Source organism: Chryseobacterium sp. SORGH_AS_0447, from assembly GCF_030818695.1.
Taxonomy (GTDB): domain Bacteria; phylum Bacteroidota; class Bacteroidia; order Flavobacteriales; family Weeksellaceae; genus Chryseobacterium.
In genome coordinates, this window is the sequence record NZ_JAUTAR010000001.1 from 3727209 (window position 1) to 3739462 (window position 12254).

Here is a 12254-nt window from a genome sequence, read left to right on the forward strand (position 1 = left end):
ATTTTCTTCGGCAAGCTCAGGATGCCATTGCCTGTTCCCTATTGATGTTTATGGCAAATAAAATAATATTCGGCTAATTATATTTTCAGCCATTTTTTCTTCAACATTTTCCAGCGCTGCCCGTTAATGATTTTTTGTTCCTCTTTTGAAATTTTTAATTCTAATTTTTCAGAACGGCAATGTTCATACGATTTTACAATGGCAAAGAAAAAAGAGACCGATCTGCTTTTCAGGGCTTCTTTTGATGCTGCAATATAAGCCAGCAGCCTCCGCAATCCTAAAAAGTAGAAATACCGGCCGTAATAATCCGCAGGCCGAATGGTGTAATCTGCCCCTTTCACCTTGATGAGCTTGACGTGCAATTCCGGCAGCACCACTTCTCTCCAGCCCAGATTTTCCAGTAAAACCGCATCGATATTATCCCATCCCAACGTCTCGCGAAGCCCCTTCATCTGGAGAAACCCTTCTTTCCGGTAGGCTTTCATCGGACCGCGGACATGATGCCTGTTGGAATTGCCTTCATACACCCACCCGCCGTCTTTTTCCACATACAGTAGACCGCCGATCAGTCCGTGTTGCGGATTCTTCTGAAAAGAATTTTTAACGGTTTCAAGATAATCTTCAGGTAAAATAATATCGGCATCGAATTTACAAATAATGTCGAACTTTTCCATTTCCTGTGTCTGAAGGCCTTTGTTAAAAGCATTTACCACTTTTGATCCGGGCTGGTGCGCCGATTTTTCAAGATTAATAGTAGCAAATCTGGAATCCAGATCCGTATATCTTTTCACGACCTCCCGGGTTCCGTCCGTTGAACCGTCGTTAACGACCACGATTTTAAAATCCCTGTAAGTCTGATGAAGTAAGGAATCAAGGGTAAACGGAAGGTTGTTTTCCTCGTTATGGGCAGGAATGATGATTAAAAATTTCAAGAAATTATTTATTTAATTATTCTATAAACCTGAAAATTGTAATTTAAACGCATAAGAGACAAAAGATAATTAGAGTATTTTTTGTCTCTTTTTTGGTTGGTAAAAATTTTAAACCGACAGATTTGTAAGCAGTGATCAACAATTTAAATCTGAAAGTATCTTTCATCAGCCATCAATTATCACTTATCACTTATATTATTTGTTGTGTGGTTTCAGCATATTCTTAGGATCGAGGATCTCGTCCAGCTTTTCCTGGGAAAGAATTCCTTTTTCGAGTACCAGATTATAAACGCTTTTCCCTGTTTCGAGGGCTTCTTTAGCAATGGCGGTAGAATGTTTGTATCCGATATAAGGATTCAGAGCTGTCACAATTCCAATGCTGTGCTTCACCATATTCAGGCAGATCTCCTTATTCGCCGTAATGCCAATAATGCATTTTTCACGGAGGGTATCCAGCGCATTACCCAGGAAATGAATATTTTCCATAATCGCGTGGGAAAGGACCGGCTCCATGACATTCAGCTGTAATTGTCCGGCCTCTGCAGCAAATGTTACGGTAAGATCGTTTCCGAAAACTTTAAAGCAAACCTGGTTTACGACTTCCGGAATTACGGGGTTTACTTTCCCCGGCATGATCGACGACCCCGGCTGCATCGGCGGAAGATTGATCTCCGAAAGCCCGGCCCGCGGTCCTGAAGCCAATAGTCTCAAGTCGTTACAGATTTTTGATAATTTTACCGCCAGACGTTTCATGGCCGATGAATAAATTACATACGAACCGGTGTCCGGCGTTGCTTCAACCAGGTCCGGTGCCGAAACTACCGGAAATCCCGTAAGCTCAGCTAAATTTTTCGCACAAAGTGTTGCATATCCTACCGGAGCATTAATTCCGGTACCGATCGCCGTAGCACCCATATTGACTTCTACAAAAAGGTCGGCATTGCTGTTAAGTTTGGAAATATCTTCTTCAAGGGTTGCGGCAAATGCTTCAAATTCCTGGCCCAGTGTCATAGGAACGGCATCTTGAAGCTGCGTTCTTCCCATTTTGATTACATCCTGGAATTCCCGGCCTTTTGCACGGAAAGCCTCAACGATTTTCTCCAGCTTTTCAACCAGCGTAACATTCATCTCCAGCAGTCCCATTTTAATGGCTGTGGGATACGCATCGTTGGTCGACTGAGAAAGGTTGACGTGGTCATTTGGCGAGCAGAATTCATACTGTCCTTTATGCTTACCTAATTTTTCAAGCACGCGGTTGGCGATAACTTCATTGGCGTTCATATTAATTGAAGTTCCTGCTCCTCCCTGGATCATATCTACCGGAAACTGGTCGTGCAATTCGCCATTGATCAGCTCATCACAGACCTCCGCAATGGCAAAATATAAATTTTCATCCAGCAGTCCCAGTTCATAATTGGTTTTTGCCGCGGCCTTTTTCACAAACGCCAGTCCACGTATAAATTCCGGGTAGGATGATAAAAGCTGTCCTGAAATTTTAAAATTATCGATCGCCCGCTGAGTTTGTACTCCATAGTAAGCATTAATCGGGACATTTAATTCGCCCAATAAATCGCTTTCTTTTCTGAAATCTTCCATACTTTTTTAATTAATATACCAATATAACCATGTACCAGTTTAACAATAAAAAAAGGTTGTTAGACTGCTACATTGATCCATTGTTACATTTTAAATTGTTGTTTTTATTTTACAGAATATTTCTGATTTAATGCCTGCAGGATAGAATATGTTTCCGCATCCATAATCCCGTCGTAGTTCTGCGGACGGAAATGGTACTGGAAAGCCTCGATTGTTTTTTTGGTCGCGTCATCCCATTTTCCCGTCAGATCCAAAGCATAACCGAATTTCTGAAGCTGTGACTGGACATTCAGGATAAAAGCTGCATCATTATACGTGGCCTGGTAATCCGTAGAAGTAGCCAGATCGTAATATCCCTGCTTAATCGCATCTTCGTACCACATCCCGATCTGATACTCGTCGTATAGTTTTTTCCATGGGAACAACGGCCCCGGATCCTGCTTTCTGGTAGGAGCGATATCCGAATGGGCAAGAACATTGGTTGCCGGAATGTTGTATCTCGTCACAATGTCTTTTACCAAAGCAGCCACTTTCCTTACCTGAGCGTCGTCAAAAGGCATAAAAATTCTTTTCCCCGAAGCATCGGTGGTAAATCCTGAATTCACGATTTCGATCCCGATAGAATTATCGTTCAGGTTGCGGTCGTTTCTCCAGGCGCTTACCCCTGCGTGGTAGGCACGTTTGTTTTCGTCCACCAACTGGTAGATTTCGTTATCGCCGGTATTGTTTACCAAATAGTGGGCACTCACCGCTTGTTGGGAAAGCACGGTGATGGATTTATCGTCCGGTAATGCCGTGTAGTGTAAAATAAGATATCGCTGTCTGAAATTCTGCGCAATGGCCGGGAAATAAGTCTTGACCACTTTGTAGCCCGCAGGCTTTGCAGAAACAATGGAACCGTAGCTTGCCGTGTTGTCATTTTTTGTAATATCGGCAATATTGGTGGTGAAAAACTCAACACCATGATCGGTAGTAACTTTCGGTTTCGGCTTATCGCCCGTTTGTGTTTTTCCTGCCGTTTTCGGCTGTACCACAGGCGTTCTCGGGATGTACTGTTTTTTTTTAGCATTCTGCTGCGAGGTACAGGAAAAAACAAGGGTGCTTAATCCGATGATATATAATGTATTACGCATGAGTTATTTTTTTTAGTCGTTTATTACCTCAAAAATACGGAAATTTTTCTTGAAAAATATTTGGTAAATAAAGAAATCTGTTCTATATTTGCACTCGCAATAACGGAGTAACGATCATTAAAAAACAAAGATAAACAGGAGGGTTGCCGGAGTGGTTAACGGAGCAGTTTGCTAAACTGTCGACGCGAAAGTGTCGCAAGGGTTCGAATCCCTTACCCTCCGCTTTCTTATATATCTTTTCGGGGCGTAGCGTAGTCCGGTCATCGCGCCTGGTTTGGGACCAGGAGGTCGCAGGTTCGAATCCTGCCGCCCCGACTTTTTTTAACGCGCTTATTTACTAACTAAGCGGGAATCAACTTTACAATGGGTGCGTAGCTCAGCTGGATAGAGCATCTGCCTTCTAAGCAGACGGTCAAAGGTTCGAATCCTTTCGCGCTCACTTAAAAACCTTACAACTTCTGTTGTGAGGTTTTTTGTTTTACTGAATAAGGCTCATCGGACAGAGCATCCCGATTTTAATCGTGCCCCTCAGAAGTTGAAAGTCAAAGATTCAATAGAATAAAATCAAATCCTTTCGTGTCCACTAAACTTTGCAGTTTTTTGTAAAATTTTTATATTAGCCTTATGTGTTATTGCTATATACTTTATTCCCAATCTTTAAATAAATTTTATATTGGCCATTCCTGTGAAACTTTACAGGAAAGATTGAGAAAGCACCTTTCTAATCATAAAGGATTTACCTCAAAGGTTAAAGATTGGGAAATCATATACTCTGAAAAATTTGATTCGAAATCAAATGCATACACAAGAGAACGAGAAATAAAATCCTGGAAAAGTGCATTTAGGATTCAGCAGTTAATAAAAGATTCAGCTTGATAGAGCATCCCGATTTTTAAATCGGGACGGTCAAAGGTTCGAAATCGAAGATTCGATGGAATCAATCCTTTCGCGCTCACTTAAAAACCTTGCAACTTCTGTTGTGAGGTTTTTTGCTTTTACTGAATTAGGCTTATGGGACAGAGCATCCCGATTTTCAAATCGGTATATGGTCAAAGATTTGAAATCGGAGATTCGATGAAGTCAGCTATTTAACAGTCAAGTTGAATCAATAATTGTCCGTTTTTAAAGAAGGCAGTTTTGAAATCCTTTTATTTTAAATAAAGATTCAATAAGATTATAATGTACGGTTACTCTCAGACATTTTTTATCATTCTTGATGTAAATAACCTTGTTCTGAAAAACATAGAAATAGTCTTTTCTTACAAGAAAACTGCACTCATCAACATTTACTTTTATAAGTTCCCGTTTCAAATGTTCACCAATATTCTCGATTTTATATTTATAAAAATTTTTATTGGATGCATGTTCCAGATCCCGAATATTATCAATTTTCAGGTAGTGAAAAGTATGATTTAACTTTTGTTCAATGTAAAAGTTGATGCTAAAAGAAACAATGAGAAATCCCAAAATCAACCGGAAAATTTTATTTTTCATCACTAATACGTAAATTTAAAACAAATTCGATCGTTTGATATCGTCACTTATATTAATCCCATCTTTACAGCAGACATAATAAGCTCCGCTAAATTCTTTACTCCAAATTTCCGGATCAGGTTCCGGCGATGGGTATCTACCGTAAGGGAACTTAGAAATAGTTCCTCTCCGATCATCCGGCTTGTTTTTCCTTCTGCCAAAAGGGCAAGAATCTGTTTTTCGCGACGGGTAAGCTTTAGATGGCTGTCTGATCCGTTTTTGGAAGGACGGCTGATAATTTCGATAACCTCACGGCTGTAACAGATATTACCTTCCAATGCACCGGCAATACAGTTCCTTAGTTCATGAAGCGAACTATTTTTAAGCAGGTAGCCGCTCGCCCCGTTCTGGATCGTCTGCAGAATAATACTACGCTCCGTATGATTGCTGAGAACGATAACAATAGTGTTTTCGGATATTTCTTTTATCATCAGGCAAAGATCTATCCCACTGATGTCCGGTAAGGTGATATCCAACAGGATAAGATCAACACGGTTGTTTTTTAAAAATCCCAGCAGTTCATTGCCGTTGCAAAATCCTTTGAGAATTTCGAGATTGGTCTCATGAGAAAGGAGGTTTTTAAGACCTTCAATCACAATAGGATGATCATCAACAATTACGGTACGTAATTTATTCATCGGTAACAGTATTAAGTTCAATATTAACCGTTGTTCCTTCCCCGGGTGCAGAAATGATCTCCAACTGTCCCTTCAGGTAGGCAATCCGGTTTTTCAGGTTTTCGAGGCCCATTCCATTGCTGTTCCTGAACGAGGCAGGATCGAACCCTGCTCCATCGTCCTCAAAAGTAATAAAAATAAAAGACTCGTTCTGGCTGCACTGCACCAGGATCCGGGTAGCATCTGCATGACGTATGGAGTTGGAGACGAGTTCCTGGATAATGCGGTAAATATTCAATTGTATAGTCAACGGAATATCCTTCCGTATATCAAAAAATTCATAGGAAATTTCCAGCCCTTCCCGCATATAAAATTCGCAAAGGTCTTTCAGGGCGGTTTCCATACCGAATTTCAAAAGGGTTTCGGGAACCATATTCCGGGCAATGCGCCGAAGCTCACTGACAGCGGAATCCAGCTGATCGACCGTTTTCCTGAAGCTTTTATCTTCCCATACCTGAGACTGATCTCCGGCCCATGAAGAAAGGTTGATCTTTACGCCGGCAAGCATTCCGCCCAATCCGTCATGCAGATCACGGGCAACGCGCTCACGTTCACATTCTTCTCCATCCAGCATGGCCTTAGTGATTTTCAGCTGCTGTTTTCTTTCCAATTCTTCGAGTTGCTGCCGGTAATTGATTTCTTTCTGTTCAGCCAGCCTTCGCTTGCTGCGGGCATTGAGAATAGCAAAACCGAGTATTACAAATAACAGGAGACATCCAATGGCCAAAATACCGCTATACAGCCGTTCGTTTTTCGAATTCAGCGCAGCTTGGCGGTTCTGCGACTGAAGGGCCAGAATTCTTCGCCTGTTTTCAGCTGTGCGGTAGCGGGTTTCCAGCTCATTGATTTTTATTCTGCTTTCACCGGTATTAATGCTATCGTTCAATTTCTTCTGTACCTCCAGCCAGGAATAAGCCGATGGGTAATCTTTCAGGGCGGCACTTGTCCTGGCAAGTTCACCGTAGATCATGGCTTTATCAATAGGATTGCGCATGAGTGTCTGATCTTTAACGATATCCAACAGGAGATTACGGGCATTCCGAAAATCTTTCTGCCGCCTGTAGATATCGTATTTTCTGAACAACAGCTGCTGAACCATCTGGTCCTGATGATACTTTCCTGCCATAAGAATTCCCAGATCTGCACTTGCCAAAGCTTTATCCAGATCATTAACCGTCGTATAATATAAAGTTTCATTATAATAATACAGGGTATTGTTCACCGAGTCCGGATATGGCGCCAACAGCTTTTTTGCCTTGTGAAGCAGGTACCGTGCTTTTTCGCTCTGCTCCGTATAACAGCAGATACTTACCCCGTTCAGATAGGCAAACAGCAAGGTGCTGGATTTCGGAGCCGTTTTTTCAAGTATGGCAACAGCCTTCTGATTATACATCAGGGATTTGGAAAACTGGGCATTATTCATAAGTATGGTAGCCAGCTGAGTATAATAGTGACCGACCATCACTTTATTATGGGCACGCTCTGCATATGGAATAGCTTTTTCCAGGGTGATTTTCATGATGAAATCATATCCTTTCGCATCTTTATTCATCAGGGCGTAATTGTACCAGGCGGCCGCCAGTTTTTCATAAGCTCTTTTATCATGGAAAGGAGTCAATTTACTGATCGCTTTTTTAAATGCTGCCGATGCTTTTCCCGGATTTGAATTGTAATAATACTGTCCTTCATAAAAGGGAATGACAGCCTGCTGATAAAGAGATGTTGTTGTTAACTTTTTTCCTGCCGTCAGATGGGTTTTGCTTTTTAAAGTATCCTTAAATTTCCAATAATCCACCAGCATGAAGTGTGCTTCGGCTTTCAACGTATCGGCCCTATCCGATAATAAAACATGCTCCAAGCTGTCGACATATCTTTTTTCATCGAGCGGGATCTGTTGCTGCGCGCACAACCCGAAAGGAAAGCAAAGGCAGATCAAAATCCGGTAATGGTTTATTAATTTTATTTTTTTAGTACTCCTGAACATATGAGCATATTTATACATAAAAGGTAATCGCAGAAACAGGTGCAGATCAGAATTTTTGATCATCAATTTAAATCTGATCATCTGTTAAACCTATAATTTCTTTTAAATTTTAAACGCAAATACGTTTTAAAATTAGTGTTAAATTTTAATCATAGGAGCGATACAAAGAAAGGCGCCCATTCATGACTGACATTAACTTTCATGTAAATATGCAGCAAAAATTAATATCATCTCTCATTTTCATGCTTTTAATAAAAAAACTACTCAAAAACCAGTAGAAAAAATTACATATAAACGGGTATTTTATGTCGTTTTTCAACAGCTTAATTTTGTATACACCTAATCCAAATACGCAAAAGTATGAATGCAGTTTCTTTTACCAGCAGGGTATGCAAAGTCTTTCTCCTGCTGATTTTATTAAGTATGGGAGCATCTTCCTGTTCGAACGGTGATGATATTTCGGATCATCCGCAAAACTATTATTTCAGGGCATCTTTAGACAACAGAAAGGTAGATTTCCATTCCGTGATATTTCAGGGCAGCGGCAATGATAACCGCTGGGAGCATATCGTAGTTGGAGGAAATGAAAAATCCACTCCTACCGATGGCAGCCTGCCCTCGCCTTCGCTCGATTTCGAAATATGGAGACAGGGTGGCGACATCAAAGCAGGTACCTATACGACTCCGGCAGAAGAGGGAATGATTGCCCGGTATGCTGTACAAACCAACAACGGAACATTAATTTATAATACTTCTGTAACTGATGATGTTTTCACACTTCATATAGAATCCATCGGTAAAGACGGCATCAAAGGGACCTTTTCAGGAAAAGTGAGATCAATGGAAGGCCAGGTCATCGATGTTACAGAAGGATCTTTCAATCTTCCTTATGATGAAATTATCAATCCTTAATAAAAACCAGATTATGGAAAAGATACTTTTAATCCTGATCGCCGCTGCAGGCACTGCCTCTCCCCTGCCTGCGCAATACAAAGAACCGGAGAAAAAAGATAAGAAAGAAGTTTTTTATCCTCAAACCGTTTTCGATTCCCTTGGAGCCAAGAAAATGCTCGCCAGGGGTAAATCTACCATTAAAGGAGTAGCATTTACAAAAACACGCAATAATATGGGCATTAAGGCCGGAAACCGTATTTACGCCAATCAGATCAAAGTGATACTGCTTCCGGTAACTCCTTATTTTAATGCATGGTACCAGCTGAGAAAGGAAAAAGAGAATTTCAGGAAAAGACGGTACGTCTATCTTTCGGACAATGCTTACCGGTACAGGCTGGAAGCTGTTACCAACAGTGACGGAGAGTTTACTTTTCCGGAAATGAAACCGGGAAAATATTTTCTGCAGGGCTTTCTTCCCTACACTAAAAATGGATACTACCATGAGTACACCGGTGCAGGATACAACAGCTACGGAGGCCGTACCAACTATTATGAGCTTAAACAATATGCAGTTAACCATGAAGACCGGATTGAAGAGTTTGTTGAAGTAAAAGAAGATGGAGAAGTCGTAAAAGTACGGCTGCACTAAAAGTTGCTCATCATTCTTTTTCAATCTAGTTTATTGCCGATTGCGCAGATCTTATTACTAAAATCTGCGCAACAGGCAAGCCTAATTATTTTACCACACCATCACCTCATATATTTTAGTTAAATCTCAAACACCAAATCACATTTATTTATGTTACATCGAAAGTTTTCAATCTGTTTCCTGTGTGTACCGTTTACCCTTCTATCTCTGAATTCTCAGGCACAGCCAAGAGAATTGTGGAATAAAGCAAAGGAAAAAACAGAGAAGACCGTGGATCAGCTGACCACTAAAAAAAACAGTCAACGTGTTGAAGAAGTCCAGGCTGCTGACGATTTCACGATGGGAGATATTCCGCTTTTTTCTGAAGATTTTTCAGCTTACCAAGCAGGTTCTTCCGTTTCTTCGATAAAGAGCAACGGATTGGCTGCCGTAAGCATCTTAAAAGGCTATCCCGGAAAATGGATGATTCTTGAAGACAAAGCAACGTATAAACTTTCAAAAGCATTGTCCTTGCCTGATCATTTTACCGTAACATTCGACCTTCTTGCAGCAGGAGACCAGATTAAAGATATCGCACCGCTATCATTCGGCTTTGCCCCGGACAACAGTACGAAAGAATACCTCGGCATTTCCGGTGCGTATGTAGAACTGCAGTATTATGACAGCGATATGGTAAATACCGGAAGCAAAAACCCTGAAAAATATGCCAATCACACATTCGATCTTGAACCTTATCTCAATAAAATCCTGCATGTAAGCCTTGAGGTAAAAGGAGAAAGGATGACCATTTACCTCAATAACCGTAAACTGGCAGATGGAATTTTCTTTGTGCCTTCGGCCGCTAAGCATTTCTACCTGTCTGCTCCCTGGGAATACCATAACGGTGCAAAAGTGTTTCTGGGAAACATTAAGATTTCAGGCTTCAGTAAGTAAATTCCACTATTTTCCAGACTTTTTTATGTAAGTACTTACGATTCGGACCTCGGCCAAGGTCTTATATCTGAAATTATTAAGGTACTTGAACCTGCTATAAAACAACATAGCTTCGTTCCCGGATGTGGAATACCGCGGCAAGAGTCTGTTCCGAAACAATTCAATTCGACTCTTTCCGAAGGCAAGATAAGTTCTTTTTCAGAATGGATAAAATCAATGGACATCGGACGGAATAAGTCAGGCTGTTTAAAGGATATCCCTCAGTACATTTACAAGATATTAAAGCCTGATAAATAACCACATCTATTTAATAATTAACTCATTAAAAGATATCATTCATTATTCTAATTCGTGCTTATGAAAATAAGATAATGGTTGTGAAAAAAGTGTCTGTCGTTTTATTATATTGATTCACAGCAACAGGTAGTAGATTACATCTAATTTCCTCTTGATCAAACAGCAACTTTATGACAAAAATTTCTGTTGTTATTACTGAAAATATGGTACAAATAAATTCTCACTTACCCTTTTCCCTATTCAAAAGTTCAATATATTTGTAATTAAGACAAATACCTTTACACTATAAACCAAAACGCTCCATTTCATGAAAACATTTCTTGGTTCTTTAGTTTTATTTATTTTCCTTCCATTACAGATATACAGCCAGCAGACTTTATCAGCTGATGACTTATTTCTAAAAGCAAGAACGGCAGCATTTGAAAATAAAGACTATCCTACTTCTATTGCACTGGCTAAAGAAGCGCTGGAAAAGGCACCCAACTATACCGATATCTCTGTTTTTTTGGGAAGAGTGTATACATGGAACAAAGATCCAGAATCTGCAAGAGCTGTTTTTGAAGGGCTTTCCAAAAGAGGAGTTCAGGACGAGGATTATTTCATAGCCTACGCTTCCCTGGAGTACTGGAACGATCAGTATACGAAATCCATTGAGATCCTGGATCAGGGATTGTCTTACCATCCCCAGTCTGAGGCACTCCTGCTTCTGAAAGCGAAGGTTTATTTTGCCGACAAGCAATACGCAGAAGCCGAAAATGCAGTAAAAAAAGTTCTTGAAATCAATAACAAAAATACCGAAGCGGTTAACCTGGCCGTCCGGATCAATGAGCTTAATTCCAAAAATGCCATCGGTATTACCTACAATTATTCTCATTTCGATAAGCAGTTCGACCATGACTGGCATATTGTAGGCGTAAGCTATAAAAGAGTAACACCTATCGGTTCGGTGATCCTCAGAGGAAATTATGCCAGTAAATTCGGGCAGAGCGGTACCCAGCTGGAGCTGGAAGCCTATCCCAGATTATCGCCCATGTTTTACCTGTATGTAGGCGGCGCCTATTCCGGTGATGTCGGTATATTTCCGAAGTACCGTACCGGTGTTTCGCTGAATGCCAATCTTCCGCACAGTTTTGAAGCAGAAATCGGTTACCGTCAGCTGTACTTTACCGATAACATCTGGTTGTATACTGCTTCCGTGGGTAAATATTACAAAAACTTCTGGTTTAATCTCCGTGCTTACCTTACACCGGATAACAGCAATATTTCCCAATCCTATACGGCAACCGTAAGATACTATACCAGAAGCGCACAGGACTATTTTGCTTTTCAGATCGGATCGGGGATCAGTCCGGAAGAAAACCGCAATAATCTTCTTGGCAATGATGCTTATAAGCTTAAAACATTTAAAATTGGGGCGGAATACAATTTCTCAGTCAAATCAAACCTCTTTTCGATCGGTACGATGTATTACAACCAAGAATATCTTCCCCATACAACAGGAAGCCAGTTTGATGTGAATTTAGGCTATACGGTGAAGTTTTAAGACCTGTTTAAATTTAATCTGAAATAATCCGATTAACTCTGCTGGATGAAGAAAGCTGGAAGTTTTCCAGTCAATATTCTATA

The 12254-nt window shown here is 40.6% G+C and carries 10 protein-coding genes and 3 tRNA genes; 8 read left to right on the forward strand and 5 right to left on the reverse strand.

Features of this window, described 5'->3' with window-relative positions:
• Window positions 1-77 precede the first annotated feature (77 nt).
• The 3 genes from QE422_RS16940 to QE422_RS16950 all read right to left on the reverse strand — a co-directional run bounded on the left by QE422_RS16940 (window position 78) and on the right by QE422_RS16950 (window position 3661).
• Window positions 78-932, reverse strand: coding sequence for a glycosyltransferase family 2 protein (locus QE422_RS16940; RefSeq protein WP_307461023.1), 855 nt, complete (start codon window positions 930-932; stop codon window positions 78-80).
• Between the two features lie 195 nt (window positions 933-1127).
• A complete protein-coding gene (gene aspA, locus QE422_RS16945; protein ID WP_307461026.1) occupies window positions 1128-2528 on the reverse strand; it encodes an aspartate ammonia-lyase in 1401 nt (466 codons plus the stop codon).
• 104 nt (window positions 2529-2632) lie between these two features.
• Entirely contained in the window at window positions 2633-3661 is a 1029-nt protein-coding gene (locus QE422_RS16950; RefSeq protein ID WP_307461030.1) for an N-acetylmuramoyl-L-alanine amidase, read from the reverse strand.
• Window positions 3662-3798: 137 nt separating this feature from the next.
• On the opposite strand from QE422_RS16950, the gene QE422_RS16955 reads away from it, so the two are divergent.
• From QE422_RS16955 to QE422_RS16970, 4 genes are all read left to right on the forward strand, one after another.
• Window positions 3799-3883, forward strand: a tRNA-Ser gene (locus QE422_RS16955).
• 18 nt (window positions 3884-3901) lie between these two features.
• A tRNA-Pro gene (locus QE422_RS16960) sits at window positions 3902-3976 on the forward strand.
• Between the two features lie 50 nt (window positions 3977-4026).
• Window positions 4027-4100: transfer RNA gene (locus QE422_RS16965), tRNA-Arg, on the forward strand.
• A gap of 185 nt (window positions 4101-4285) precedes the next feature.
• On the forward strand, window positions 4286-4537 hold the full coding sequence (locus tag QE422_RS16970) for a GIY-YIG nuclease family protein (protein ID WP_307461033.1): 252 nt from the start codon (window positions 4286-4288) through the stop codon (window positions 4535-4537).
• A gap of 665 nt (window positions 4538-5202) precedes the next feature.
• Here QE422_RS16970 and QE422_RS16975 read toward each other — a convergent pair.
• Window positions 5203-5832, reverse strand: a complete 630-nt coding sequence (locus QE422_RS16975; protein ID WP_307461036.1) for a response regulator transcription factor — start codon at window positions 5830-5832, stop codon at window positions 5203-5205.
• Complete coding sequence (locus QE422_RS16980; RefSeq protein ID WP_307461039.1) at window positions 5825-7855, reverse strand: sensor histidine kinase; 2031 nt, start codon at window positions 7853-7855, stop codon at window positions 5825-5827. The genes QE422_RS16975 and QE422_RS16980 overlap by 8 nt, the downstream gene beginning before the upstream one ends.
• A 360-nt stretch (window positions 7856-8215) precedes the next feature.
• On the opposite strand from QE422_RS16980, the gene QE422_RS16985 reads away from it, so the two are divergent.
• The 4 genes from QE422_RS16985 (at window position 8216) to QE422_RS17000 (ending at window position 12171) form a co-directional block, all read left to right on the forward strand.
• The gene (locus QE422_RS16985) at window positions 8216-8767 is read left to right on the forward strand and encodes a hypothetical protein (RefSeq protein WP_307461042.1); all 552 of its coding nucleotides are present in this window, start codon (window positions 8216-8218) and stop codon (window positions 8765-8767) included.
• Window positions 8768-8780: 13 nt separating this feature from the next.
• A complete protein-coding gene (locus tag QE422_RS16990; RefSeq protein WP_307461045.1) occupies window positions 8781-9398 on the forward strand; it encodes a carboxypeptidase-like regulatory domain-containing protein in 618 nt (205 codons plus the stop codon).
• A 150-nt stretch (window positions 9399-9548) separates the two neighbouring features.
• Complete coding sequence (locus QE422_RS16995) at window positions 9549-10331, forward strand: hypothetical protein (protein ID WP_307461048.1); 783 nt, start codon at window positions 9549-9551, stop codon at window positions 10329-10331.
• Between the two features lie 604 nt (window positions 10332-10935).
• The gene (locus tag QE422_RS17000) at window positions 10936-12171 is read left to right on the forward strand and encodes a YaiO family outer membrane beta-barrel protein (RefSeq protein WP_307461051.1); all 1236 of its coding nucleotides are present in this window, start codon (window positions 10936-10938) and stop codon (window positions 12169-12171) included.
• Window positions 12172-12254: the final 83 nt, after the last annotated feature.

Coding starts and splice junctions, on each gene's coding strand:
- aspA (WP_307461026.1), bottom strand. CDS start 2,528: ATGGAAGATTTCAGAAAAGAAAGCGATTTATTGGGCGAATTAAATGTC.
- QE422_RS16950 (WP_307461030.1), bottom strand. CDS start 3,661: ATGCGTAATACATTATATATCATCGGATTAAGCACCCTTGTTTTTTCC.
- QE422_RS16970 (WP_307461033.1), top strand. CDS start 4,286: ATGTGTTATTGCTATATACTTTATTCCCAATCTTTAAATAAATTTTAT.
- QE422_RS16975 (WP_307461036.1), bottom strand. CDS start 5,832: ATGAATAAATTACGTACCGTAATTGTTGATGATCATCCTATTGTGATT.
- QE422_RS16980 (WP_307461039.1), bottom strand. CDS start 7,855: ATGTTCAGGAGTACTAAAAAAATAAAATTAATAAACCATTACCGGATT.
- QE422_RS16985 (WP_307461042.1), top strand. CDS start 8,216: ATGAATGCAGTTTCTTTTACCAGCAGGGTATGCAAAGTCTTTCTCCTG.
- QE422_RS16990 (WP_307461045.1), top strand. CDS start 8,781: ATGGAAAAGATACTTTTAATCCTGATCGCCGCTGCAGGCACTGCCTCT.
- QE422_RS16995 (WP_307461048.1), top strand. CDS start 9,549: ATGTTACATCGAAAGTTTTCAATCTGTTTCCTGTGTGTACCGTTTACC.
- QE422_RS17000 (WP_307461051.1), top strand. CDS start 10,936: ATGAAAACATTTCTTGGTTCTTTAGTTTTATTTATTTTCCTTCCATTA.